Source organism: Acinetobacter sp. SW-226, assembly GCF_055632855.1.
Map to the genome: position 1 here is coordinate 3,472,440 of NZ_CM145752.1, position 25,734 is coordinate 3,498,173.

At 43.1% G+C, this 25,734-nt stretch carries 21 protein-coding genes and 3 pseudogenes; 12 read left to right on the forward strand and 12 right to left on the reverse strand.

What is annotated here, in order from left to right:
* Positions 1–153 precede the first annotated feature (153 nt).
* The 4 genes and pseudogenes from xerD to thrC all read left to right on the forward strand — a co-directional run bounded on the left by xerD (position 154) and on the right by thrC (position 4,646).
* Positions 154–1,071, forward strand: coding sequence for a site-specific tyrosine recombinase XerD (gene xerD, locus ACZ8ZH_RS16475; protein ID WP_086209767.1), 918 nt, complete (start codon positions 154–156; stop codon positions 1,069–1,071).
* A 127-nt stretch (positions 1,072–1,198) separates the two neighbouring features.
* Positions 1,199–2,007: pseudogene (locus tag ACZ8ZH_RS16480) on the forward strand (DsbC family protein).
* Positions 2,008–2,136: 129 nt separating this feature from the next.
* A complete protein-coding gene (locus ACZ8ZH_RS16485; protein ID WP_086209769.1) occupies positions 2,137–3,441 on the forward strand; it encodes a homoserine dehydrogenase in 1,305 nt (434 codons plus the stop codon).
* 65 nt (positions 3,442–3,506) lie between these two features.
* On the forward strand, positions 3,507–4,646 hold the full coding sequence (gene thrC, locus ACZ8ZH_RS16490) for a threonine synthase (protein ID WP_119064868.1): 1,140 nt from the start codon (positions 3,507–3,509) through the stop codon (positions 4,644–4,646).
* An 85-nt stretch (positions 4,647–4,731) separates the two neighbouring features.
* Here thrC and ACZ8ZH_RS16495 read toward each other — a convergent pair whose 3' ends face one another.
* Positions 4,732–5,784 carry a serine hydrolase gene (locus ACZ8ZH_RS16495; protein WP_139841364.1) on the reverse strand — a complete coding sequence of 351 codons (1,053 nt, stop codon included), beginning with the start codon at positions 5,782–5,784 and terminating at the stop codon, positions 4,732–4,734.
* 214 nt (positions 5,785–5,998) lie between these two features.
* On the opposite strand from ACZ8ZH_RS16495, the gene gacA reads away from it, so the two are divergent.
* The 3 genes from gacA to ACZ8ZH_RS16510 all read left to right on the forward strand — a co-directional run bounded on the left by gacA (position 5,999) and on the right by ACZ8ZH_RS16510 (position 9,662).
* Positions 5,999–6,634, forward strand: a complete 636-nt coding sequence (gene gacA / locus ACZ8ZH_RS16500; RefSeq protein ID WP_086209771.1) for a response regulator transcription factor GacA — start codon at positions 5,999–6,001, stop codon at positions 6,632–6,634.
* Between the two features lie 22 nt (positions 6,635–6,656).
* Positions 6,657–8,225 (forward strand): sensor histidine kinase, encoded by a 1,569-nt coding sequence (locus ACZ8ZH_RS16505; protein ID WP_119064866.1) that lies wholly within the window; start codon positions 6,657–6,659, stop codon positions 8,223–8,225.
* A gap of 72 nt (positions 8,226–8,297) precedes the next feature.
* Positions 8,298–9,662, forward strand: a complete 1,365-nt coding sequence (locus tag ACZ8ZH_RS16510; protein WP_416202564.1) for a sigma-54-dependent transcriptional regulator — start codon at positions 8,298–8,300, stop codon at positions 9,660–9,662.
* Between the two features lie 4 nt (positions 9,663–9,666).
* Here the strand turns inward: ACZ8ZH_RS16510 and ACZ8ZH_RS16515 are convergent, their stop codons facing one another.
* The 4 genes from ACZ8ZH_RS16515 to lptF form a co-directional block, all read right to left on the reverse strand.
* Entirely contained in the window at positions 9,667–10,842 is a 1,176-nt protein-coding gene (locus tag ACZ8ZH_RS16515) for a S41 family peptidase (RefSeq protein WP_110974813.1), read from the reverse strand.
* An 18-nt stretch (positions 10,843–10,860) separates the two neighbouring features.
* Positions 10,861–12,408, reverse strand: coding sequence for a 2,3-bisphosphoglycerate-independent phosphoglycerate mutase (gene gpmI / locus ACZ8ZH_RS16520; protein WP_119064864.1), 1,548 nt, complete (start codon positions 12,406–12,408; stop codon positions 10,861–10,863).
* Positions 12,409–12,530: 122 nt separating this feature from the next.
* Complete coding sequence (lptG, locus tag ACZ8ZH_RS16525) at positions 12,531–13,601, reverse strand: LPS export ABC transporter permease LptG (RefSeq protein ID WP_119064862.1); 1,071 nt, start codon at positions 13,599–13,601, stop codon at positions 12,531–12,533.
* Between the two features lie 2 nt (positions 13,602–13,603).
* On the reverse strand, positions 13,604–14,704 hold the full coding sequence (gene lptF, locus ACZ8ZH_RS16530; protein WP_086209777.1) for an LPS export ABC transporter permease LptF: 1,101 nt from the start codon (positions 14,702–14,704) through the stop codon (positions 13,604–13,606).
* A 158-nt stretch (positions 14,705–14,862) separates the two neighbouring features.
* Between lptF and ACZ8ZH_RS16535 the strand changes: the two genes are divergently transcribed.
* Genes ACZ8ZH_RS16535 through blhA form a run of 3 tightly spaced genes read left to right on the forward strand, consistent with a single transcriptional unit; the run spans position 14,863 to position 17,382 of the window.
* Positions 14,863–16,311 carry a leucyl aminopeptidase gene (locus ACZ8ZH_RS16535; RefSeq protein WP_119064860.1) on the forward strand — a complete coding sequence of 483 codons (1,449 nt, stop codon included), beginning with the start codon at positions 14,863–14,865 and terminating at the stop codon, positions 16,309–16,311.
* Complete coding sequence (locus ACZ8ZH_RS16540; protein ID WP_110974817.1) at positions 16,304–16,711, forward strand: DNA polymerase III subunit chi; 408 nt, start codon at positions 16,304–16,306, stop codon at positions 16,709–16,711. Before ACZ8ZH_RS16535 ends, ACZ8ZH_RS16540 begins: the two co-directional genes overlap by 8 nt.
* A 32-nt stretch (positions 16,712–16,743) precedes the next feature.
* A complete protein-coding gene (gene blhA / locus ACZ8ZH_RS16545; RefSeq protein ID WP_119064858.1) occupies positions 16,744–17,382 on the forward strand; it encodes a cell division protein BlhA in 639 nt (212 codons plus the stop codon).
* A 72-nt stretch (positions 17,383–17,454) separates the two neighbouring features.
* Here the strand turns inward: blhA and ACZ8ZH_RS16550 are convergent, their stop codons facing one another.
* From ACZ8ZH_RS16550 to glnK, 7 genes and pseudogenes are all read right to left on the reverse strand, one after another.
* The gene (locus tag ACZ8ZH_RS16550; protein WP_086209781.1) at positions 17,455–18,003 is read right to left on the reverse strand and encodes a VTT domain-containing protein; all 549 of its coding nucleotides are present in this window, start codon (positions 18,001–18,003) and stop codon (positions 17,455–17,457) included.
* A gap of 145 nt (positions 18,004–18,148) precedes the next feature.
* Positions 18,149–18,808 carry a riboflavin synthase gene (locus tag ACZ8ZH_RS16555; protein WP_119064856.1) on the reverse strand — a complete coding sequence of 220 codons (660 nt, stop codon included), beginning with the start codon at positions 18,806–18,808 and terminating at the stop codon, positions 18,149–18,151.
* Between the two features lie 23 nt (positions 18,809–18,831).
* Positions 18,832–20,123: pseudogene (locus ACZ8ZH_RS16560) on the reverse strand (DNA adenine methylase).
* Entirely contained in the window at positions 20,120–21,223 is a 1,104-nt protein-coding gene (gene ribD, locus ACZ8ZH_RS16565; RefSeq protein ID WP_086209784.1) for a bifunctional diaminohydroxyphosphoribosylaminopyrimidine deaminase/5-amino-6-(5-phosphoribosylamino)uracil reductase RibD, read from the reverse strand. Before ribD ends, ACZ8ZH_RS16560 begins: the two are co-directional and overlap by 4 nt.
* Before the next feature lie 14 nt (positions 21,224–21,237).
* Positions 21,238–21,696: a transcriptional regulator NrdR gene (gene nrdR / locus ACZ8ZH_RS16570; RefSeq protein ID WP_470247935.1), complete on the reverse strand. Its 459-nt coding sequence runs from the start codon at positions 21,694–21,696 to the stop codon at positions 21,238–21,240.
* A 151-nt stretch (positions 21,697–21,847) separates the two neighbouring features.
* On the reverse strand, positions 21,848–23,251 hold the full coding sequence (locus tag ACZ8ZH_RS16575) for an ammonium transporter (protein WP_470247788.1): 1,404 nt from the start codon (positions 23,249–23,251) through the stop codon (positions 21,848–21,850).
* Positions 23,252–23,310: 59 nt separating this feature from the next.
* Positions 23,311–23,649 (reverse strand): P-II family nitrogen regulator, encoded by a 339-nt coding sequence (gene glnK / locus ACZ8ZH_RS16580; protein ID WP_004281042.1) that lies wholly within the window; start codon positions 23,647–23,649, stop codon positions 23,311–23,313.
* 274 nt (positions 23,650–23,923) lie between these two features.
* On the opposite strand from glnK, the gene ACZ8ZH_RS16585 reads away from it, so the two are divergent.
* Both ACZ8ZH_RS16585 and ACZ8ZH_RS16590 read left to right on the forward strand, forming a co-directional pair.
* Entirely contained in the window at positions 23,924–24,151 is a 228-nt protein-coding gene (locus ACZ8ZH_RS16585) for an accessory factor UbiK family protein (RefSeq protein WP_119064890.1), read from the forward strand.
* A 64-nt stretch (positions 24,152–24,215) separates the two neighbouring features.
* Positions 24,216–25,704 (forward strand): annotated as a pseudogene (locus tag ACZ8ZH_RS16590) (YifB family Mg chelatase-like AAA ATPase).
* The last annotated feature ends 30 nt before the right edge of the window (positions 25,705–25,734 follow it).

Below are 25,734 nucleotides of genomic sequence, written 5' to 3' on the forward strand. Positions count from 1 at the left end.
TTGAACAGTATACAAACAAATGAGAATAATTACCAAATCAGATTCGATAATGATTCGCATCTGTTATAACACATCGACAAGCGAGAATGATTACACTACATTGAATAAACCCCAATCATTGTTTTGTATTTTTTGCTGATGTGCTGAAAAGTTATGCTAAATAAAAAACCGCGTATACCTGCGCCTGTTCAAATTCCAACCCAGCTCAGCTTTTTACATGGCTTTAAAGATTACCTCATTGCACAAACTGTCAGTCCGCATACGCGAAATGCTTATCTTTCCGACTTACTACAATGTAGTGAGTGCTGTGCTGTGAGCATGCCCGAATGGAGCAGTGATGATATCGCTGATGTTTTACTGGCACTTACGAAACAAGGCAAAAGTCCACGTTCAATTGCGCGCTGTCTATCCGCCATGCGTTCTTTTTTTAAGTTTTTACGGGAACAAAAACTACGCTCCGACAACCCCGTCGCACTGCATAAAACGCCCAAAATTGGCCGCGCACTGCCTAAAGATTTATCTGAACAAGATGTCGATGCCCTGATTCAAGCACCCGATATTGAAACCGCTCTCGGACTGCGTGATCGTGCCATGTTTGAAGTATTGTATGCTTGTGGGCTACGTGTATCTGAGCTACTGAACCTCCGCCTAGACTTAATCAATTTAAAACAAGGCTATTTAAGAATTACAGGTAAAGGCAATAAAGAACGACTGGTGCCTTTAGGGCAAATCGCAGTGGAATGGGTCGAGAAATATCTGCAAGAGTCTCGCCCACAGTTATATAAATCTGCAACCGACTATCTGTTTCTCACTCAACATGGGGGCATTATGAGTCGGCAAAATTTTTGGTACGCCATTAAACGCTATGCCTTACAAGCAGGGATTCAAGCAGAACTCTCGCCACACACCTTACGCCACGCTTTTGCAACCCATTTACTCAATCACGGTGCGGACTTGCGTGTGGTACAAATGCTCCTAGGACACAGTGATCTGTCGACAACACAAATTTATACCCATGTCGCACAAGTGCGTATGCAGCAACTGCATGCCATGCATCATCCACGTGCTTAAAGCCATTAACAAATATACACGGAAGACTATTTTTAGCAGGAAGGCTACGAAGTATTACCGAGTCTTCTGCTTTTTTTGTTATGCTTGGCGCTCTGTTTTTATAAAGTCAAAAGAAAAAGGGTTATCTATGTTATTTACCCGTAAGCCATTGTTCATTGCCTGTGTCCTTGCCTCCTCTGTTCTGGTCACAGCATGTTCAAACAATACTGAAGAAAAAAACAAGACTCTTTAACAGCAAGCGCTCCGGCCACGGGTGAAGCATCGACATTGTCGGAACGCAATGCGAAACAACGTTTAATTGACACGCTTCAAAAGCATTTCAAAACAGCCAACATCAATGCCAAAATCATTGATATTAAAGCCACCGAAGTACCCAACCTATTTTGGGTGAATCTTGAAGGAATGAGTTCTGTCTATACCACAGCAGACGGCAAATATATTATCCAAGGGGATGTGATTCGCTTAGGCGATAAAACCCTCCACAATGTTAGTGATAACCTACAGGCTGAGGCCAATAAAAAGCTATTAGCAGAACTGAAAACTGAAGACCTACTGGTTTATAAAGCCAAAGGCAAGACCAAACATGTGGTTTATGTCTTTACCGATGCCAGTTGTCCTTACTGCCATAAACTGCATGAGCACATCCCTGAAATCACAGCTCAAGGTGTCGAGGTGCGTTACATTGCATGGCCACGTGGCGAGCAGTTCATGCCTGCTATGGAAAGCGTGTGGTGTAGTGCAGACCGTCAAGCTGCGTTTGATCAAGCCATTTCAGGTGTTCAACTGCCACCTGCAACTTGTAAAAATCCAGTGCGGGATCAATACCAATTAGGTCTAAACATGGGTGTAAATGGTACGCCTGCGATTTATAACGAAGATGGTGAATATCTCGGTGGCTATTTGACACCAAGTGAATTATTAAATCGACTTAAATAACTAATTTTTATTTGTTATTTAACTAATATTTATAGTTAAACATAAAGTTATTTCTTTCCTAGAGTCTCACAGTTTTTTTAGCTATGATCTAAGCTTGATTTAATATTTATAAGTAAATTGGAGTGTGACGTGAAACCAGTTCGTCTGGCAATCCTCGGTCTTGGTACTGTGGGTGGTGGTGCCCTTAAACTACTAAAAGAAAATGCTGCTGAGATTAAACGTCGCACCGGTCGAGAAATTCAAATTACCTATGTCGGCACACGTCGTCCACGTCCAGATTTAGAGCTTGATCCAAGTATTAAACAAAGCTCAGATTTGTTAGATATTGTGCGTCAACCTGATGTCGACGTTGTGGTTGAAGTTATGGGTGGCATCCACCCTGCTTATGAAGTGATTAAGGAAGCCATTCTTCACGGTAAGCAAGTCGTTACAGCAAACAAAGCCTTACTGGCTGAACATGGCAATGAGCTGTTCAAACTAGCGGATGACAATGCGGTGCAAATCGCCTATGAAGCTGCGGTTGCAGGCGGTATTCCGATCATTAAAGTCATGCGTGAAGGTTTAGCTGCCAACCGTATAGACTGGTTAGCAGGTATTATCAACGGGACAGGAAACTTCATCCTCACTGAAATGCGTGAAAAAGGTCGTGCTTTTGCAGATGTGCTCAAAGAAGCGCAGGAACTCGGCTATGCCGAAGCAGATCCAACCTTTGACGTTGAAGGAATTGATGCTGCGCACAAACTGACACTATTGGCATCTATTGCCTTTGGTATCCCGCTTCAATTCGATAAAGTCTTTACAGAAGGCATCAGCAAGGTCACTGCGCAAGATGTAAAATATGCTGAAGAACTAGGTTTCCGTATCAAACACTTGGGTATTGCCCGTCGTGCTGAAAACGGCATTGAACTCCGTGTACATCCAACGTTGATTCCTGAAGAGCAATTGATTGCCAATGTGAACGGTGTGAAGAATGCCGTATTGGTTCAAGCACATGCTGTCGGCCCAACATTGTATTACGGTGCAGGTGCAGGTGCAGGCCCAACTGCTTCTGCCGTGGTTGCAGACGTGATTGATATTGTCCGTGACATTTCTTATACCGAAGATGGTGCAGGAACAATTCCACAATTGGCTTTTGAAGCATTAGCAGACTTACCTATTCTGCCACGTGAAGAAATGACCACAGGCTACTACATCCGTATTAATGCTGAAGATCAAACAGGTGTTTTGGCCGATGTCACCACAATTCTAAGCCGTGCTGGTATTAGTATTGATGCCATCATGCAGCAATCTCGCTTAAAAGACCTGATTCCAATCGTGATTTTGACTGATCCAGTCAAAGAATCAAAAATGGATGAGGCTCTTGCTCAAATTCAAGCCTTACCCGTCATTCATGGCGAAATCGTGCGAATTCGTTTAGAATCGCTTGATAATTAATCGGGTTGAGGAAAAGAACGCTCTTCTCTTTCTCACCAAGCTCTACACACAATTGGAACATCATCATGTCGAATGCCAATCGTTATACTGGTTTAGTTGACCGTTATCGCGACCGTTTACCAGTGTCTGCAACTACTCGCGCTATTTCTTTGGGTGAAGGTAATACGCCACTGATTAAACTTGAGAACATTCCACGTTTAATTGGCAAAAATGTTGAAATTTATGTGAAGTACGAGGGCTTAAACCCGACTGGTTCATTTAAAGACCGTGGTATGACCATGGCAGTCACTAAAGCCGTTGAAGAAGGCTCAAAAGCGATTATTTGTGCATCTACAGGGAATACCTCTGCAGCGGCAGCAGCTTATGCTGCACGTGCTGGTATCAAAGCATTCGTTTTAATCCCTGAAGGCAAAATTGCCATGGGTAAAATGGCACAAGCGATGATGTATGGTGCGATCACCATGCAAATTCGCGGTAACTTTGATGACGGTATGCGTCTGGTTAAAGAAATTGCAGATAAAGCGCCAGTAACCATCGTAAACTCAATCAATCCATACCGTTTGCAAGGTCAAAAAACCATTGCTTATGAAATCGTCGATGAGTTAGGTCGTGCACCAGATTACCACTGCCTACCAGTAGGTAACGCAGGAAACATTACTGCACACTGGATGGGTTATACCGAAGCAGTTGCCAATCAACCTGCAGATCAATTTGAGCAAGTGATTTACAATGCTGAAACTGATCAATTCACAGGTCCAAAACCTGAAGGCCTACCAACCATGGTGGGTTACCAAGCAGCAGGTGCTGCACCTTTCTTACGTGGTGCACCCGTTGAAAACCCTGAAACAGTTGCAACAGCAATTCGTATTGGTAACCCACAAAGCTGGAACCATGCGAAAGCGGTGGTTCGTGACTCTCAAGGTTGGTTTGACGAACTGACTGATGCAGAAATTTTAGACGCACAGCGTTTACTTTCAATGTATGAAGGTGTCTTTGTAGAACCTGCTTCTGCAGCATCTATTGGTGGCGCAATCCGTGACATCAAAGCCGGTAAAATTGCAGAAGGTTCTGTGATTGTCTGTACCGTGACAGGTAATGGTCTAAAAGATCCTGATACTGCGATCAAGCAATGTTCTGACGCAGTTATGCTTTCAATTGATGCAACTTTAGAACAAGTTCGTGATTCAATTTTGTCGAATATGTAAGCTGAATTAAAAGAAGAAGCCCTGCATATGCAGGGCTTTTTTGTGACTCAATTTTTGTTGTTGAGTGAACAAAAACAAAGTCAGGTTAAATACGTTTTGGTAATTGGCTTGCCCAGTTCATTAGGCGCGTTGCATCATTCGTACGTGCTGCAGATGAGTCCGCGCCCAATAATACCACCACTGCTGGACGGTTATTTAAAGTGGTATGCATCACCACACAACGACCGGCTTCATTAATGAAACCTGTTTTTGAAATATTAATATTCCAGCCACCATTACGAACTAAGGCATTGGTATTATTTGATTTTAATACACGATAACCCAAGTTAAAATCATAGCTTGCTGTGGTTGAGAACTGACGAATCAGACCATATTGTGATGCGGCATTAACCAAAATACCCAAGTCACGTGCTGAAGCCACATTACCTGGATGTAAACCTGTTGACTCCATATAATGCGTTGAATTCATGCCCAAAGATTTTGCTTTGGCATTCATCGCAGCAACAAAAGCTGAACGTCCACCTGGATAAGTCCGAGCAAGTGCTGATGCTGCAGGATTTTCTGACTTCATTAAAGCAAATAACAAAGCCTCTGCACGGTTCATACTATCACCCGCACGTAGAGATGAACTTGAACTTTTACAGCCTGAACACGAAAAGTCTGCTTGCTGTAAAGTAATGTTCTCAGACATATTTAAACGTGCATCTGAAATCACCACCGCGGTCATCAGTTTGGTAATGGACGCAATTGGCAGAGCGGTATTACTGTTTTTACTGTACAGCACCTCCCCAGTATTGCCATCCATGACTAATGCTGCACGTGCATTGACAGTTGGCTGGTTAGAATATTTCGATGTGTCGAAAATTTGTGCAGTTTTAGCTGTGCTATTGGTAACAACACCATTTGAGCTTCGAATACTGGTGGTGACTTTTGTTGAACCCTGCGGAGCGTACTCCTCAGGATCTTCCATCATCTGATCATTAAGAAGCTGTTCTGCATCCGCAGCAGACCAACTCATAGTTGCTTGGCTCGATCCCGAACCCGGGTTGACCACCAAGTCTGCAAAGCTATGGGTACTGCTAGTCATTACAATTGACCATCCCAATAGATGCATTAAAAATTTATTTGATTTTTTCACTTTTATTCACTCAACTTCATAACCCATAAGATACATTTGCGTATCCACGCCCATTGCCTTACATTTGTACACAATGCGAATAGCATTGCCATCAACAGTGCGCATATCTTTTCAAATAAGCCTAAGAATAGGATTGCTAATTTTGTCGTTTCATTGCAAGCTTATTTTGCTTTATGTAACAAAAAATATGGTTTTTATAGTGAGGAAGTGCTAGGTGATCACAGTTTTAGTAGTAGATGACCATGAGTTAGTGCGTACAGGGATTTGTCGAATGCTCGAGGACCATGCCGATGTTCAAGTCATTGGCCAAGCTGAATCTGGTGAAGAAGCCATTAACCTTGTTCGTCAACATCATCCGAATGTCGTTTTATTAGATGTCAACATGCCTGGGATTGGTGGGGTAGAAACGACACGCCGTTTACTACAAACCGCACCTGACACTAAAGTTTTAGCCGTCAGCGGTTTAGCGGAAGAGCCTTATCCATCGTTATTACTCAAAGCTGGGGCTAAAGGTTACATTACCAAAGGCGCACCTGTAACTGAAATGGTTCGTGCCATCAATAAAGTGATGCAAGGCGGTAAATATTTCAGTGCTGATATTGCTGAGCAACTGGCCAGTTCTTATCTATCCGATACACAGACGTCACCTTTTGATGCCTTGTCTGAACGTGAAATGCAGGTCGCGATGATGGTGGTGAATTGCATCAGTGCGCAGGAAATTTCTGATAAACTTTTTGTCAGTGTAAAAACAGTCAATACCTATCGTTATCGCATTTTTGAAAAGCTCAACATCGACAGCGATGTAAAACTCACTCACTTAGCGATTCGTTACGGGCTGATCAAACCCTAATGTCTGCTCACTAAAGACCGACATGGCTCGACACAATAGCAATATTCAACTCAACCAATACCGCTTAGGCATTTGGTATGCGTCGTATCGACTGTTTATTGGCTGTTGTTTACTGCTGGTATTTTTACTGACCTATGCGCAACTGTTTTCAAACTACCAGTATCCAGCACTATATCGCTATGTACTGATTGGCTTTATTTTTATCAGTGCTTTTCAGCTCCTGAGTCTCAAGAATATACGGACACATATTCCGCTTCAGCTTACCTTACTGTTCATTGTCGATGTTGTCAGTCTCAGTTTACTCACCTTCGCCACAGATGGCCCTAACTTACAATTAAGTTTACTATTTGTGATCACGATTTTTGCCTCTTCCTTATTGGTGGATAAACAAAAAGCGCTCATCATTACTTTGATCGCAGTGATTACACTGGTTTATCAGCATTTTATTGGGACATTATTTTCAATTAGTTCACTCAACACCATTGGCAATAGTGCAGTGCTCGCCTTTTTATTTTTTGTGGTGTATGGGTCAGGTCAAATTGCTGTTCGACGCTTCCAATTCCTTGAAAAAATAAACTTTTACCAATCTCAAGAATTAGATCAACTGCAAAATATTAACCGTTATATTCTTGAGCAAACCGAGCTGGGTTATTTGGTTCTCGATGAAAACTGCCATATTGTACTCAGTAACCCTGCAGCATGTGCACTCTTGGGTATTTCTCCGATTTATGCCAATGACAAATACCCTTTGTATAAAGCACAACCTGATTTATTCGAGCTACTCAAATTCGACCAACTGAAAAATGGGGAAAAATTCCAATTTAAATCACAGTTGAGTCGCTTTCAAATTCAAATCGAAATTCAAAAACTACAAGTCCCGAATCAAACGCTGACTTTATTTGTGCTGCAAGACGCACAGAAAATTAATCAACGCGTACAACAACTCAAACTGGCTGCACTGGGCCAACTTTCTGCCAGCATTGCACATGAAATTCGCAATCCTTTGGCAGCCATCACTCAAGCCAATGAACTGATGCAAGTCAATGGCCCACAACAAGAACTATTGCATAACATGATTGCCAAACAAGCTTCACGGATTGATAAAATTATTGGCGACACACTGAGCATGGCACGAAGTAAAGAAACCTATCCGACTTTAATTGATGTCGCAGCTTTTTTAGAACGTTTTATCATTGAAGATTTGCCCGATGTCAAAGAGCAAATTGACTGCCGTATTTCAGATCAAGCTTATATTCAGTTCGACGAACAACAACTGAGACAAGTGCTGATCAACCTGATTCGAAATGCCATCCGGCATAATGCAACGGAAGCTGAACATATTCAAATTCGCGTCTATAGCTATAAAAACCTTGTTCACATTGAGGTTTGCGATTTTGGAGACGGGGTCGCCACTCAGGATCAAACGACCTTGTTTCAACCGTTTTTCAGTACCTCAATCAATGGAACTGGTTTAGGATTATATTTATCCCATAGTTTCTGCGAAGCCAACCAAGCTAAGCTATACTATGTAGAACAAAAAATAGGGGCATGCTTTCGGATTGAATGCCCTCGTATAAACAATGACGTGTAATTTTCGGGGTTAAGCGTGGAAAAAAAACCACTTGTCTTATTGGTGGATGATGAACAAGACTTATGTACACTGATGCAAATGTCTTTAAGTCGAATGGGGATTGATACGCATATTGCCTATCGCTTACAGGAGGCTGTTCAAGCACTTAAAACACATCAATATGATGCCTGTCTGACAGATTTGAATTTACCTGATGGTAATGGATTAACGCTGGTGGATTTTATTGCTCAAAATTATCCTAATCTACCTGTAGCTGTATTAACTGCTTATGGCAACATGGATGTCGCGATTGCCGCATTAAAAGCGGGTGCTTTTGATTTTGTCAGTAAACCAATCAACCAAAAGCATTTAGAGCAACTTTTACAAAAGGCCTTTAACCAGCCTATCAGCCAGCTACATATTCAAGAAGATACGCTTGAACACAAACTGTTAATTGGTCAATCCCTTCCTATTCAACAGCTTCGTGTGACCTTGAAAAAAATTGCCCGCTCACAAGCCCCTGTCTTTATTACAGGTGAATCAGGAACTGGTAAAGAAGTGGTGGCCAATTTGGTACATCGCCTGAGTAACCGTAATGAAGGGCCATTTATTGCCATCAACTGTGGTGCTATCCCAACAGAACTGATGGAAAGTGAACTATTTGGACATCGTAAAGGTAGTTTCACAGGGGCAACCCAAGACAAACAAGGCCTGATCCTTTCTGCACATGGTGGCAGTCTATTTTTAGATGAAATTGCAGAACTGCCACTAACCATGCAAGTCAAACTCTTACGTGCAGTACAAGAAAAGCGTATTCGTCCCATTGGTAGCGATACCGAAATTGATGTCGATTTCCGTGTGATTAGTGCCAGCCACCAAGACCTTGAAGCCTTAGTACAACAAGGTAAATTCCGTCAGGACTTATATTTCCGCATCCATGTTATGGACATTGTACTGCCTGCCCTACGTGAGCGCGGTAATGACATTATTCTTTTGGCACAGCATTTCATTCAGAAAATCTGTCAAGAGTGGGACATCCCGGTCAAAACCCTAAGTGAACGTGCACGTGAGTTTTTATTGGCCCAATATTATCCGGGCAATGTGCGTGAACTGCGCAATATGATGGAACGTGCCATCACTTTAAGTGATGAAAGCAGTATTGACTTACCGCACTTGCAAACCGCCCCACTGCGACCGATTGCACAGGCCAACTATACTAATGCCACACAACAGGGTGCGATTGGTACTGATCAACTTAGCCCTGTGCCTTCACGCAAATTACCTGAAGAAGGCTTAGAGCTGTATTTAGAAAAAATTGAAAAAGAAATTTTGATGAATGCACTCAATCTCACCCACTGGAACCGAACACTGGCGGCTAAAAAGCTCGGCATGTCATTCCGTTCTTTACGTTATCGCTTGAAGAAATTCGGACTCGATGGTGAAGACGATTCCGTTTAAAGACTTAACGACGGTTAATTAAAATCTCTGCCACATGTTCAACATAGCTTTCGTCTTTGAGTTCGTGTGGCATTGGATAAACCTGATTTGGCGCAATTCCCACCCCTTCAATCATCTGACCAGTTGGCGTGTAATAGTGAGACACGGTCATTTGCAAAGCTGCACCATTGGACAGTGGAAAAAGTTTCTGCACGACCCCTTTGCCATAACTTTTCTCACCAATCACCCATGCTCGCCCATGTTCCTTGAGCGCCGCAGTAAATACTTCTGCCGCTGATGCAGAGCGATCATTAATTAAAATTCCTACTTTCAAGTTTTGAAACTCAAAGCTTGGTAAGGCCTGAAACTGCTGATCACCCTCAGAGCGGCTTTTCGTTGAAACAATGACGCCTTGATTTAAAAATAGATCAGCAGATTCCACTGCAGCAGACAACAATCCTCCCGGGTTATTCCTGAGATCAATCAACACTGCTTTTAGACGCGACGAATGGTGTTCTTCAATCAACTGTTGAATTTCGTTGGCGGTATCTTGTTGGAAAACACGAACTTTCAGCACCAATACTTGGTTGTTCAATAACTGAGACTGAATATCTGTTTCAACCTTTCGGGTTCTCACCACATTGATTGGAACAGAATTGGCTTTCAATTGAAGGCTCACCGTACTGCCGATGGCACCACTGAGTAAATCATTCACCTGAGTATGGCTGAGCTTATGTAATTCCTGATCATCTATTTTAAAAATGGCATCTGCATTTTTTAAACCCAATTTGCTCGAGTCTGAATCAGGTTTCAGCCCACGTATCAGCCATTGTTGTAAGCGGGAATCAAATACTAAACCAAAATCTACCGAAGCCAAATCTCCTTCAGTATATTGCACCAACTGCTTATATTCTTGCGGTGATAAATAGCGGGAATAACGGTCTAAACCGCCGACCAAGCCTTTAATGGCCTGTTGAAAAAGAGCATCATCACTGCGTTCAGCCACATAATTATCTTTGACTAAACCATAAATTTGCACAAATTGTTGAATAGATTCTATTGGAACCTCAACATAGCCCTGTTCCAATTCATCATCAAAAGCAGGTGCAGTCGCTGTTTTTGCAACAGCACCCACTGGGTGGATCAAAGCAAAACCTAAAGCAATCATTACACCTATTGAAGTCCACGATGCTTTTGCCATTTATCCACCCAAATTGATTTATACGTCTAATGTAATTAAGTTACGACCTTGCATTTCTGTAGGAACAGGAATGTGCATTAAGCTGAGTAGCGTTGGTGCGACATCAGCCAATACGCCACCTTCAGCGATGGTTGCTTGCGTTGGTCCTACATAAATGAACGGCACGAGCTCTGTGGTATGCTGAGTATGTACCTGACCGCTATGATAATCCTGCATTTGTTCAACATTACCATGGTCAGCTGTAATTAACATATGACCTTTTTGTGCCATCACCGCTTCATAGACACGGCCTAAGCATAAATCAACGGCTTCCACTGCTTTCACCGCAGCATTAAACACGCCCGTATGGCCAACCATGTCGCCATTGGCATAGTTCACCACCAACAGATCAAACTTGCCTGAGTTAATCGCAGCCACCAATTCATCGGTTACTTCATATGCGCTCATTTCTGGCTTGAGATCATAAGTCGCAACATTCGGTGAAGGAATCAAAATACGTTTTTCACCCGGATATTCATCTTCACGACCACCGCTAAAGAAGAACGTCACATGTGCATATTTCTCAGTTTCAGCAATACGCAATTGGGTTTTGCCAAGGTCTGAAAGATATTCACCAATCGAGTTTTTCAATGCTTCAGGCATATACGCTACAGGCGCATCAATACTAGCTTGGTAACGTGTCAACATGACAAATTTCGATAAGTTGGGTACGACTTTACGTGCAAAACCTGCAAAATCTTTTTCAACAAACGCTTTAGTGATCTCACGTGCACGGTCGGCACGGAAGTTCATAAAGACAATACTGTCACCATCTTCAACTTTCACAGCATTGCCAATACGTGTTGCTTTGACAAACTCATCCGACTCATCAGCCGCATAAGCCAGTTCCAAACCTTCAACTGCCGTAGCCGCAGTACGTGTAGCTTCAGACTCTGTGAGTAAGCGATAAGCTTGCTCTACACGGTCCCAACGATTGTCACGATCCATCGCAAAATAACGACCAATCAAGCTGACAATACGTCCTTGATTTGGATATTGAGCAAACAATGCATCTAATTTTTCTAAAGAGGGTTGAGCACTGCGTGGCGGCGTATCACGACCATCTAAGAAGGCATGAAGGTACACGGTTGCACCACGTTTTAACGCAAGTTCAGCCATAGCCACAATATGATCTTCGTGTGAATGTACCCCACCTTCAGACAACAAGCCCATGATGTGTACCACACCACCCGCTGCTTTGGCTTTTTCAACAGCATCGACCAACACTTCATGCTCAAAAAAAGCACCTGTGCGAATGTCTTTGGTGATGCGGGTAAAGTCTTGATAGAGCACACGCCCTGCGCCCAAGTTCATATGACCCACTTCAGAGTTGCCCATTTGACCATCTGGTAAGCCGACGTCTTCACCAGAGCCTGAAATTAAGCTATGCGGATGCTTTGCTTCAATAGCTGTTAAATTTGGTCGATTTGCTGCTAAAAATGCATTGTCTTCGACCGCCTCACGATGACCCACACCATCCATAATCACCAATACGTGAGGAATTTTGCCAGCAGTTGCATCCGCCATAATAAACACTCTTTTTTGTCTACAAATTAATCGCTATATCTTACCGAATTTTCGGTCAAGACTCTATGCAGGCATGATGGTTTAACACCATCATTCGCATTGTTTTCTTCAATATCGTACAGTTAACGCGCACGTTGTAATAAATAACCGCCTGCTGTAAACATCAACAAGATCGGCACAAAAACAAACCACGCAGGTGATGGTGAATACACCAAACTTGCATACCCCAAGAAGTCTTGTAGGTAAAAGAATCCTAAACCTGTAAACAGTGCAATCACCAAACGAAAGCCCATCGACTGTTGGCGAAGTGGACCAAAAATAAAGGAACAAGCAATCAACACCAAGGCAATTAAAGCAAATGGAGAGGCCACTTTCTGCCAAAAAGCCAACTGATACGTTTTAGGCACTTGGCTGTATTCATGCATATAACTCATGAAACTGACCAATTGACTCGGTGAGAGATCTTCAGGATCAATAGTCACCATATGTACATATTTCGGTTGTAAAGCTAAGGCCAAAGGCATCTCAGTTGCTTTTTGTAAAGACGCATTCCCCGTTACTAGCAAATCGACTTGTGCAGTATTCTGTAAAATCCAACGGCCATCTTGTACAAATTGCCCCTGTTCGGCATTCAATACCCCTTTTAAACGAGCATCCCGATCAAAGTCGACCACTTGCACATTTTTCAATTGACCTTGAGAGTTGGCATAATCGACATAAATAAAGCGTTGCCCTTCTCGCGTCCAATAACCACGGACTTCGCCCAACTCAGCAGCCGTTCGATGACTTTTCACACTTTTGGCTTGCTCATTGGTATAGGGAATCACCCATTCACTTAGAGCAAAAGACAGCACCACTAAAATCAATGCCGAACGAATCACCCAACCGACGATCCGCCAAAGACTCACACCAACAGAGCGCATCACTATCAGCTCACTGTTCGATGCCAAAGTGCCCAAGCCCAATACAGAACCAATCAGTGCTGCAATCGGCAGAATTTCATACAAATATTGTGGTGCCCCCCATAGGACGTAGCGTAAAGCATCCAACGCCCCATACCCATCTTTGAGAGAGCCTAACTCACCTAAATAAGTAAATAGAATTTGTAGAACTGATAAAATGGCTGTGGCACCTATCATTGCCATCGCGGTGGTTTTGGTCACATGTTTTGCGACTATACGACGTGCGAACATGATTAAGACCCCGCTCGTTGTAATGTTTTCTTAATTTTGGGTGCAAGCTTTTGTTTACGAGAAAACAGTGCTGCTGCAATCGCATAAATCACCAAAATCAGTGGATAAGCCCAAATGCCCATTTCTTCTTTGCTGACCCGAGTTTTAATGGCCATTAACGCCACAATCAGACTGGCAAAAATCAGTAATGCTGGAAACAGCTTTAAATAACGCCCTTGACGTGGACTCACTTCAGATAAGGCTACAGCAAGCATCAATGCGACCACAATCGCAAAGGGCACAAAAATACGCCAACCCAATTCACTCGCCACGACAGGATCATTTCGATTATCCCAAAGTTTCACAGTAGACAGTGCTTCAACATCAGCACTTTCAAACTTCGCTTCTTTATCATTTTCTAAACGTAGACGATAAGACTGAAACTCCGCTTGCGTATAACGCGGCTGTCCTGGATAAATTTCATAACGTCGACCCTGTACCAAGTCCACCACATTGGCAGGATCATTTTTAATTTCAACACGTGTGGCTTCTTTGGCCAAAATCATGACATCAGGCTTACCCTCTTTCTCAGCACGCTGATAAAAGAAAATATCTTTGAGATTCTTGCGGTCTTCCGACAAATCACCTGCATAAATAGTATAAGGGCCAGATGAAATGAACTCTTTAGGGCGAACCAGATCAAACCCTGTTCGTACTGCCTGACTGGTGGTGAGTTGTTCAAATTGACGAACACCCCACGGCGCCATCCACAACATTAAAATTGCTTGGACAGCAAGATAAACCACCGTAAGTGGAATCAGAAGCCGTCCTAACTGATTACGACTAACCCCACTACCATTAAGTACCGCCATTTCATGATCGACATATAAACGACCAAACACCAGCATCAAACCAATGAAGAAGCCTAGAGGAAGTATGAGCGTTAAAAATTCAGGCAAACGATAGCCAATAATGCTAAATAAAATACCTGCATCCAAGCGACCTTGTGCGGCTACACCAAAATACTTGATCAAACGACCGCCCATCATGATCAAGGTCAATAAGGCAATCACAACCAAGGATGTCGACACCACTTGTTTGACCAGATAACGCCGAATAATCAAATTAATGCTTCCAAAAATAGGTGAATAAAAACTAGCGCTAGTTTACCCGAATAGTGAAAATATAAAACCTGTACTCTTGTTGCACTTTGCAACTCTATTCATGTTAATGTTTCAGTGGTTTAATCATTTTCAAACTTTATAAGGCTTAAATAAAACTTATGAAACTCTCTATTAATACGTCATTCGCAGAGAATACGTCTAGCCAATTTTTGTTGATATTAGTAGATTCTGAAAACACTCAACAGCTTACAAATAGTTATCAAATTAATGATTTAAACAACTTAGTTGAGGCAGCTCAGTTTAAAGCCGCTTTCAATGAAACCTTAAGCCTCATTGCTCAAATCCCAACAAGCCCAAATGCAGCATTGTTAGGAATTGGTAAAGCTGCTGAATTACAAACAGCAAAACTGGCTAAAGTTGCACAAACTATTATCAAAGCTTCACAAAAAAAATTCAAACACATCAGTATTGATCTTTCAGCCCTCCCGACTGAATTGCATTATTTATTTGCCCTCAGCTTGACGCAAGCAGCGTATGCTTTTGACGAATTCAAATCGAAAAAAACAGAGGCTGTGCTTGAACACATTAGCTTCATTGCAACCAACTCGACACTGAATGATGCACAGCTCAAATTGATTGAAGCAGTGCAATCAGGTCAAAGCTTTGCACGTGACTTAGGTAATCGTCCGGGCAATATCTGCTTCCCTGAATATTTAGCTGAACAAGCTTTAGCTCTAGCAGCCCAATACCCTGACCTGCTCCGCGTTAATGTCCTCGATGAACAGCAAATGGCTGACTTGGGTATGCACTCTTTCCTTGCAGTGAGCAAAGGCTCAGATCGCCCAGGCCGTATCATCACGATTGAATATCAAGCAGACCGCCCTGAGGCACCTGTGATCTTAGTTGGTAAAGGCATCACTTTCGATACAGGTGGTATTTCACTCAAACCAGGTGCAGGCATGGATGAAATGAAATTCGACATGTGTGGCGCTGCCTCGGTTTTAGGTACCCTACGGGCTCTTTGTGAATCAGGTTTAGCCATTCATGTCGTAGGTACGATTGCTGCGGCTGAAAATATGCCATCAGGTAAGGCAACGCGCCCAGGTGACATTGTGAGCACCATGAGTGGCCAAACCGTTGAAATTTTAAATACTGATGCTGAAGGTCGTTTGGTGCTGTGCGACACCTTGACCTATGTAAAACGTTTTAATCCCGAACTGGTGATTGATATTGCAACCTTAACAGGTGCTTGTGTCGTTGCACTCGGTTCTGTACTCACAGGAATGTTTACTCCTGATGATGAATTAGCAGCAGAATTATCCAACGCAGGTCAAAACAGCTTTGACCGCGTCTGGCGCATGCCGGTGATTGATGATTATCAAGAACAACTCGACTCCCCCTTTGCCGATATTGCCAACATTGGCGGGCCTAAAGCTGGTGCTGTGACGGCGGCTTGCTTCTTGCAACGCTTCACCCGTGATTACCGTTGGGCGCACTTAGACATTGCAGGTACAGCATGGAATTCGGGCGCCAATAAGGGTGCAACAGGGCGTCCAGTGCCTTTACTGATGCAATTCTTAGCCAACCGTGCGCAATCTAATGGCTAATATTAGCTTTTACCTGTTTGAACAAAGTCCTGAACGACAAGTCGAAAGTGCTTGTCGTTTATGCCGAAAAATCTTGCGCCAACCAGAGCGAATCTGGTTGTATGCAAGTGACACTGAACGACAGCAGCAATTAGATGAACGGTTGTGGAGTTTTGATCGTACAAGCTTTATTCCGCATGGCATTGATCAAATTGAGGCTCGAATCTGTATTTCAGGCCAACTGCCCGAACAATCCGATTGGATTGTGTTCAATTTTAACGATCGAGCTATTGAACAGTTCGAAAAATTTAGCCACATTATAGAAATTATTGAAAATAACGAGTCGGCCAAACAACAAGGTCGTGAAAAATTTAAACAGTATCGACGTTTAGGTGTAGAAGCTCGAACCTTCAAGCTCTAAACCTTTCCACCGTTGACATAAGGAGATGCGTAGTGGCATTGAATGTTGGTCCAGATTTTAAACAGCGCTGGTTAAATGTCCCTGATGCTGTTCGTCAGGCCTTTATTGATGACCTGAGTCGCGTCTGTGATGTACTCAAACCTGAAACAGGTTTACACAGTTGGATTGAACAAGACCAACGCGCTCAAGCCGTCTCTACCCAAAAAATTGAGCAAGCCTATGCTGACCTGAAAGCACAGCTGATTGAAGAAGCGCGAATTCGTAAGCAAGAAACGTTGGAAAAATCACTGGCAGATAAACGTGCTGCACAGGAAGCTTATGCTGAAAGCCTGAAAAAAGATGAAATTCGTCAGTTTAATGAGCAAACCCAAGCTTTAAATGTCATGCGACAAAGCGTTGATCAGGAAATTTCAAACTATACTGCACGCTATGAAAAAACACCTGAGCACGCACTGGATTATGCCAAAGCTAAGCTCAGCATTAACGATGCACAGATTTTATCTGAACTTGAAAGTGTCCGTTTACGCTTGGAACTTGAAGCGGAAACCTTAATTGAGGAATCTGTGACCGCCTACCGCAGCAAGCTGAAAGCTGCGGCACAAGAAGAAATTGATTATATTCTGAAAAACTCAAGTTTCTCAGATGAGGTGGTATCCAACACTGCCGAATAAGTGACCCATTCATGTAAACTCACTTCGGTGAGTTTCTTTATATGTCTGCATCACGCTCTCCATTGTTAGTCGTTAAGCGAACACCCCAACCATGAACGATAAAGTATTACCCACACCATAACCAATCGCCAACAAACTGGTGATCCAAATCAAACCACCTGTGACGTTGTACCACATAAAACTACTCAAACTCATATGTCCTGCACCTGCTGCAAAAGGAGCAAATGAACGGACAAAAGGAATGAAACGTGCTACTAAAATGGTTTTACCACCATGCTTTAGGAAGTACTGATTGGTTTTCACCATATATTCAGGTTTCAACCAACGTGAATGTTGATGTGCAAACTTGAAGCCTAGTTTTTGGCCCGTATAATAATTGACACTATAGCCCAATACCGCAGCAATAATCATCAAAATACCCATAGTATGGATGTGAATTAAATCTGAGCTTGAACACAGTGCACCAATGGCAATTAATAAACTGTCACCAGGCAAAAAGAACATAAAAACGAAACCCGTTTCTGCAAAAATAATCAGAAAAAGAATCGCATAAATCCAAAGGCCGTATTCTGCAAGCAGTACGGGCAATAATTGTTCTAGATGGAGAAAAAAATCAATCATTGTCACGTATCCGTGCAATAAACTGCGTACTATCTTTCATCATACTCAATTGCTTACCTATTCATTTCAAAAGAAAAACTCCCTCATTTTGGCAAAATAGGGAGCTCATCTTTTGTCTATTCTTGCTGCAATCTAAACGATTTTTCTATTTCAAGAAACCATTTTGTGCCAAAAAGTCTAAACTAATTTTAGATTGTGGGGTAATTTCAGCTGCTTTATCACCCATCATCAGGCGTTCGATGTAGCGTGCTAACACATCTACTTCAAGGTTCACTTTACTGCCTGACTTCCACGTTGCAATATTGGTTCGTTCCGCCGTATGCGGAATTAAATTGAGACTCAAAATATGCCCACGTAAATGGTTAATGGTCAAACTAATGCCATCAACTGTAATCGAACCCTTTTCTGCCAAATAACGGGCAATTTCAGGCGGTGCTGTGACTTCAAAATACAGCGAGCGTGCATCTTCACGTACAACGGTAATTTCACCCACCGCATCGACATGCCCTGACACAATGTGTCCACCAAAGCGTGTGGTTGGCAACATCGCCTTTTCTACATTGACCCGTTGCCCCACTTTCCAACCACCCAGTGTGGTTCGGTTCAGACTTTCACGCGAAACATCTGCAGCATACCAATGCTCCCCCCAATCAATCACCGTGAGGCAAATACCGTTGGTGGCAATCGAGTCACCTAAATGTACATCTGACATATCGAGGTCAGTACCAATGCGTAAACGCACGTCACCACCGACATTTTGCAGGCTTTCAACAGTGCCTAGACTTTCAATGATCCCTGTAAACATGACTTATTTTTACCTCAATCTTCTTACCACAATGCCAACTGCGTGGTGACTCCAGATGTATCGACCCCGCCCAATTCTGCATAATGGTATAATTGCCCAAGTAACTGTCGAATTGGTGGCCCTGACTTGGCATGGGTATCGGTGATCACAATAAACTCTAACACACGTGCACGCTCCGACTGGCGTTGCTTACTCACGCGATAACGAGGTACATCTTGTGTCAATAAAGTCACTCGCCCACGCTCTAGATTCGCCTTGAGCAAATCACCTGCTTCAATATTACCATCGGTTGAATAGCTGGTTAAAATGTAACGTGCATTGATGGTCGAAAGTAACTTCTCATAAGCTTCTTTGGCATACTTCGAAGAGTTATATGGGCTCGGGCGTTCTTTACGCCATGCACGGTCGATCCCGCTTTTAAAGCCTTTGGTATCGGGTGTTGGTAAATCAACCTGATCCCATAGCGTTAAAGCATTCAACACATGATAATTACTGCTGTAGGCATGCTGGTTATAGGGTGGGTCTAAATACGCCACATCGACCTCAAAACCACTCATTTGATTGGCCAAATGTTGTGCATCGACACACCACATTTCCGCCGCAGGTTTTTTCGGGTCACCCACTTCACAAAAACGGCTCGGCGTTAACCAAAGCAAGGACTCAATCCGCTCTAACGCTGTTTGAGTTTTCCCCCCCAACCGTGGTGGAAGCTTTTAAAGACGCCTGAAGTATTGCTGACAAAACTGGCAGAGTACAGTAGCGGCGCCAACAGTGCTGACATTTCCACATCATCAATAGCACCCTGTGCTTGCCAAGTCGCAATTTGCTGACGAATCGCATCAATACGCATGCCGTTGCGACGCTTAAAGAATAAACGGTCACGGCTCGGATCATAAATTTCATCATTACGCGGACACAGATTATGCGTCACCCAGCCTTTCACTTCAGGCAGGCGATTTAAATAATCAATGGCTTTTTGATAGCCACCCAACTCTTTAAATGCAGGTGCATCAACGCAAGATAACACGGCATTATTCAGAGCATGGCTATACGGTTCCCAGTCATTGGCAATCACCCGATAACCATTTTGGCGTGCCAAACGTGAGACCACACCTGAGCCTGCAAAGAAGTCTGCAAAAATAGGCGCACGACCATCTGTACGGTTTAACGTTCCAGTACTCTCAAGTGCTTCTAAAATCAGATGCAACAGACGGCGCTTATTCCCCAAATAAGGAACAAGTTGATGAAATAGGTATTCATCTGTAGTACGTGCCGCATGACGACGTTTATGATAAACCGTAGACTCTGAACTCATAATGACTCTTGAGATGGAATAAGCGTTAAGCGCACATCATCACCCAATCGGGTAACATCCAGCAGCTTAAAGCGGAGTTGCTCTGCCATCTGAGAAAACTCAGCATTGAACATTGCACGTGCAGACTGACCCAATAAGGTCGGTGCTACATAACTAATCATTTCATCAACCAACTTTTCTTGTAAAAAAGCTGTCGATAACGTTGCACCTGCTTCAACCATGACATCATAAATCTGATGTGATTGAACCAACTGCTTTAATAACTGATCTAAAGGCTGTACAGCAAACTGCAGCACGCCTAAATCGGCTAATGCTTGACGATAAGGCCCCATCACCATTACGGTATCAGGTTGTTGTAGGATCTGAGCAGTCAAAGGTAGACGTCCTTGACGATCTAAGATCAGACGTTTTGGCTGTATCACAGTATTAATATCAGCTACACCCTGAAGTTCTCTCACATTGAGTTGAGGATCATCGGCCAATATCGTTTCAATCCCCGTGATCACGACGCCAGAAATGGCACGAAAATGCTGAACATCTAAACGTGCTGCTGAGCCTGTAATCCATTTTGACTCACCCGACGCCATCGCGGTTCGACCATCTAAACTAGAAGCGACTTTTAAACGCACATAGGGCATGCCTGTTGCCATGGCTTTTAAAAAACCCGAATTCAACTGATGCGCTTCGGCTTGGCAAGTACCAACCTCAACCTCAATACCTGCTTCTTCTAAAATTTGAACACCTTTACCTGCCACTAAGGGATTGGGATCTGGACAGGCGATCACAACACGTGCCACCCCTGCCTCAACCAAACCTTTAGCACATGGCGGTGTACGCCCATAATGCGCGCACGGTTCTAAGGTCACATAAGCGGTTGCACCCCGAGTCTGTTCGCCCGCTTCACGCATGGCAAAAACTTCTGCATGGGGTTGACCTGCTTTAGGATGATAACCTGTGCCTAGTAACTGTCCATTTTTGACAATGACACAGCCTACATTTGGATTTGGTTTAGTGCTGTATTGACCTTGCATTGCTAAAGCAATCGCTTGTTTCATCCAAGCTTGGTCAGCTTGTAAAGAACTGGACTGTAATTCAGACATGGATGAAAACTCGATTAATGTTCACGTTGTTGCATTTGTTCAATTTGATGACGAAATGCATCCACATCTTGGAAATCTTGATAGACTGATGCAAAACGCACATAGGCAACATGATCCAGTGCAAATAAAGCCTGCATCACAATTTCACCAATGGTGCGAGACTTTACATCGCGCTCACCTAAACGGCGAATTTGCAGTTGAATATCACTCAAAACGGTTTCAATCTGCTCTTGGGTCACTGGACGCTTTTGTAAAGCATGCATCAAGGAACGACGCAGTTTTGCTTCATCAAAAGGTTCACTTTTTCCATCAGACTTAAGCACACGAGGCATAACCACTTCATAACTTTCAAAAGTTGTGAATCGTTCACCGCAACCAATACATTCTCGACGACGGCGAATTTGACAACCCTCAGCGGCCAAACGGGAGTCGATCACTTTACTGTCTTCAACGTTGCAAAATGGACAATGCATAGTGGTTAAATTGAACAAATTTGAATGGATTTAAAGTGTAGCAAAAATTCTGTGTTTTGTAGAGTTTTACGCTAGATATAGAAAAAAAACAGCCCTTTCGGGCTGTTTCACACAATATATTGATTATACTGTTTATTTATTATTCTATTGCTTAGTCAACACGTTCACCATGTTGGCTCAAGTCTAGACCCATGCGCTCATCATCAGATTCAACACGAATTCCAATCACAAGGTCAATCACTTTTAAAATGATGAAAGTTAATACTGCTGAGTACGCAATTGTTGCTAATACGCCTTCAACTTGAACCCAAAGTTGATGCATGATATCCGTCGGTGCTTTATCACCCATGATGAAATCGCTAGCAAAGAAGGCCGTTAAAATTGCACCCACGATACCACCCACACCATGTAGACCAAAGGCATCCAAAGAATCATCTGCTTTTAATATACGTTTCAATCCGCTAATGCCCCAGAAGCACACTACACCACCAATAAGGCCCATAGCTAGCGCGCCACCTACAGTGACAAAACCTGCTGCTGGTGTAATCACCACAAGACCAGCAACTGCACCTGATGCAGCGCCTAAAACAGAACCTTTACCACGCGCAACTTTTTCAGTAATTAACCAAGAAATTGCTGCTGCAGCCGCTGCGACTTGAGTCACAAGTAATGCATAACCTGCAGAACCGTTTGCACCCAATGCAGAACCACCGTTAAAGCCAAACCAACCTACCCAAAGTAAGCTTGCACCGACCACGGTTAAAGCCAAATTGTGCGGAGCCATTGATTCACGACCCAAGCCCATACGCTTACCGAGCATATACGCTGCAACTAGACCCGCTACACCTGAGTTAATATGAACAACCGTACCGCCTGCAAAGTCTAGAGCACCATCATGACCTAACCAACCGCCACCCCATACCCAGTGGGTAATGGGTGCGTAGACCACCACAACCCAAATCGCAGTGAATGCAACAAATGCGCCGAATTTCATACGTTCAGCAATTGAACCACTGATAATTGCAACCGTGATGATGGCAAAGGTCATTTGGAAAATGACGAATAAAATCTCAGGAATTGTCCCCGTTAACGCATCGGTAGTAATGCCTGTCAACATGAACTTATCTAAACCACCGATAAAGGCATTGCCTTCACCAAATGCTAAAATATAGCCAATTACAACCCATGCAATACTTACTACAGCTGCAGCTACAAAGCTATGCGCCATCGTACTTAAAACGTTTTTCTTACGAACCATACCGCCGTAGAACAACGCTAAACCAGGAATAGTCATCAGTAAAACGAGTGCCGTAGAAACTAAAATCCACGCTGTATCACCTGTATCTAATTTTGGTTCTTCTTCTGCAGGTGCTGGCGCTTCTACTGAGGCAGTAACGGCTTCTACCGCTTGTGCTGCTGGGGCAGCAACATCCGTTGTTTCAACCACTGTGACTTGTTCTGATGGAGTTGGCGCTGTTGCCGCTTCTTCAGCCCATGCAACAGAGCCACCTAAAAGTGCGCTAGATAAACCCAACGCGAATAGCATCTTTTTCATTCGTATCCCCCAACCTAATTTGTGCGAGTTATGTGTTACTCAGCAAACTTCATGCCAAATTAAACGGCATCAGCACCTGTCTCACCTGTACGAATACGGATGACTTGTTCTAAATTCGTTACGAAAATCTTACCGTCACCAATTTTTCCAGTACTAGCCACACGAGTGATTGATTCAATTACCGCATCAACCATTTCATCGCTGATTGCGATCTCAATTTTTACTTTTGGTAAGAAATCAACGACATATTCAGCACCACGATAAAGTTCAGTATGACCTTTTTGACGACCAAAACCTTTGACTTCAGTCACGGTGATCCCTTGAACACCAATTTCAGATAGTGCTTCACGCACATCATCCAATTTAAACGGTTTTACAATTGCAGTTACGAGCTTCATGTTTGTTTTCCTTCGGCTTATTTCACCAGTAAGGTTTTATGTTCAAATTTCATGCCAAAAATTCTTAGGTTGGGGGAGAAAGAAAGTCTGACATGAGTTTTCTTTATACCCTATTCTATACATTTAAATGCGTTTTGAGCTTCAAAATTCAGGTTTTTTAGTCGAAGATTTAGAATTTTTTACAATCCATGAAATCATATTTCATCTGAAAGGCTATAGAGTCAGAAGCAGCAATGGTACACTGCTGTCACTTCTCCAACCCATGGATATAGAAATGATCGAAACTTTATTACAAGCCATACTGGAACAAGTCGACCAACCTAAAAAAGACTTAGAACACAATCTTCGAGCATTATTAAACGAAGCAGTCACCAAAATGGATTTAGTCTCAAAAGATGAAATTGAACGTCAACGAACTGCACTAAACAATGCAAATTTACGCTTAACTGAATTACTTGCACAGGTTGAAGCATTAGAACTACGCATTCAGAACAAAAAATAAGCACCTGCTTGGTGCAACAGAAGACACTAACGAATTAAAATAATGCACTATAATGGAACAAAATATGTCTTTTGCCAAAATTCACACTCGAGCTTTGCTCGGATTATATGCACCATCCGTTGAAGTTGAAGTTCATCTCAGCCAAGGACTTCCTTCTCTAACCATTGTGGGGCTTCCTGGAAGCAGCCGTTCGAGAAAGTAAAGATCGAGTCCGCTCTGCCATCATTAATAGTGGTTATCAATTTCCGACAAAACGCCTCACCATCAATCTTGCTCCCGCAGACTTGCCCAAAGACAGTTCACGACTAGATTTACCTATTGCACTGGGTATTTTAATTGCCTCTGGTCAGCTCCCCGAACACGGGACTGAAAATTTTGAATTTATTGGTGAATTGGCACTCGATGGGCAATTGCGACCCATTTCGGGCACTCTAAGTATTGCGATAGCTTGCCAGCAAGCTGGGCATCAACTGATTTTACCTGAAGCCAATGCGCAAGAAGCCTCTCAATTGCCCAACTTCCAAGTGTTTGCAGCGCAACATTTAAAACAAGTCTGTGCACATCTGTCGCAAAATCATCTTATCCAACAGTTTCAACCCGCGGCACTAAATGCCTCTCAGCATTACAAATTTGATTTGGCGGATGTTAAAGGCCAACTACGTCCAAGACGTGCTTTAGAGATTGCGGCAGCAGGTGGACATTCCTTGTTGTTTAAGGGGCCTCCTGGGACAGGGAAAACCCTATTGGCATCACGTTTAGCCAGTATTCTACCGCCCTTAAACACACAAGAGAATTTGGAAGTGGCGAGTATTTACTCGGTGGCCAATCATCAACATCCTTTTGGGCAACGTCCCTTTCGCGCACCGCACCACACGGCTTCTGCCGTTGCCTTAGTCGGTGGCGGGTCGCAACCCAAACCTGGTGAAATTACATTGGCACATAAAGGCGTGCTGTTTTTAGATGAACTACCTGAATTTGATCGAAAAGTTTTGGAGGTTCTAAGGCAACCCATTGAGTCCAAAGAAATTGTGATTTCTCGTGCTTCGCGGCAAATTACCTTTCCTGCAAATTTTCAATTAATTGCAGCAATGAACCCTTGCCCATGTGGTTATGCTTTTAATCAAGATAGTCGTTGCCAATGTTCAGCAGAAGCCATAAAACGCTATCAAAACCGTATTTCTGGCCCATTATTAGACCGTATTGATTTGCATATTGATGTGCCACCATTGCATGCCTCAGAGCTACAGGACACACAGGTTGTTGAAAACTCAGCGACCGTTCGCGAGCGGGTCATTCAAGCTTATGAAAGACAAATCCAGCGCCAAACCTGTCTCAACATGGCATTATCACCCAAACAACTCGAACAGTTTGCTCTACTAGATACAGCAACTACTCTTATCTTTGAAAAAGCACAGCAACGTCTGAACTTATCTGCCCGTGGTTATCATCGTATTTTAAGAGTAGCTCGAACCATTGCAGACTTGGCTGAGTCAGAGCACATTCAAACAACACATTTAACCGAAGCGCTGTCTTACCGACAGCAAAATACCTAAGCATCACCCAACTCCATATAAAAAAACCCT

Bases quoted from the DNA above. Each gene is read 5' to 3' on its own strand.
- ACZ8ZH_RS16550 (WP_086209781.1), bottom strand. From the start codon at position 18,003: ATGATTGATTTTTTTCTCCATCTAGAACAATTATTGCCCGTACTGCTT.
- ACZ8ZH_RS16555 (WP_119064856.1), bottom strand. From the start codon at position 18,808: ATGTTTACAGGGATCATTGAAAGTCTAGGCACTGTTGAAAGCCTGCAA.
- gpmI (WP_119064864.1), bottom strand. From the start codon at position 12,408: ATGGCGGATGCAACTGCTGGCAAAATTCCTCACGTATTGGTGATTATG.
- ACZ8ZH_RS16575 (WP_470247788.1), bottom strand. From the start codon at position 23,251: ATGAAAAAGATGCTATTCGCGTTGGGTTTATCTAGCGCACTTTTAGGT.
- lptG (WP_119064862.1), bottom strand. From the start codon at position 13,601: ATGTTCGCACGTCGTATAGTCGCAAAACATGTGACCAAAACCACCGCG.
- ACZ8ZH_RS16510 (WP_416202564.1), top strand. From the start codon at position 8,298: ATGCAAATGTCTTTAAGTCGAATGGGGATTGATACGCATATTGCCTAT.
- glnK (WP_004281042.1), bottom strand. From the start codon at position 23,649: ATGAAGCTCGTAACTGCAATTGTAAAACCGTTTAAATTGGATGATGTG.
- xerD (WP_086209767.1), top strand. From the start codon at position 154: ATGCTAAATAAAAAACCGCGTATACCTGCGCCTGTTCAAATTCCAACC.
- ACZ8ZH_RS16540 (WP_110974817.1), top strand. From the start codon at position 16,304: ATGGCTAATATTAGCTTTTACCTGTTTGAACAAAGTCCTGAACGACAA.
- nrdR (WP_470247935.1), bottom strand. From the start codon at position 21,696: ATGCATTGTCCATTTTGCAACGTTGAAGACAGTAAAGTGATCGACTCC.
- ACZ8ZH_RS16585 (WP_119064890.1), top strand. From the start codon at position 23,924: ATGATCGAAACTTTATTACAAGCCATACTGGAACAAGTCGACCAACCT.
- ACZ8ZH_RS16535 (WP_119064860.1), top strand. From the start codon at position 14,863: ATGAAACTCTCTATTAATACGTCATTCGCAGAGAATACGTCTAGCCAA.
- ribD (WP_086209784.1), bottom strand. From the start codon at position 21,223: ATGTCTGAATTACAGTCCAGTTCTTTACAAGCTGACCAAGCTTGGATG.
- ACZ8ZH_RS16505 (WP_119064866.1), top strand. From the start codon at position 6,657: ATGGCTCGACACAATAGCAATATTCAACTCAACCAATACCGCTTAGGC.
- thrC (WP_119064868.1), top strand. From the start codon at position 3,507: ATGTCGAATGCCAATCGTTATACTGGTTTAGTTGACCGTTATCGCGAC.
- ACZ8ZH_RS16515 (WP_110974813.1), bottom strand. From the start codon at position 10,842: ATGGCAAAAGCATCGTGGACTTCAATAGGTGTAATGATTGCTTTAGGT.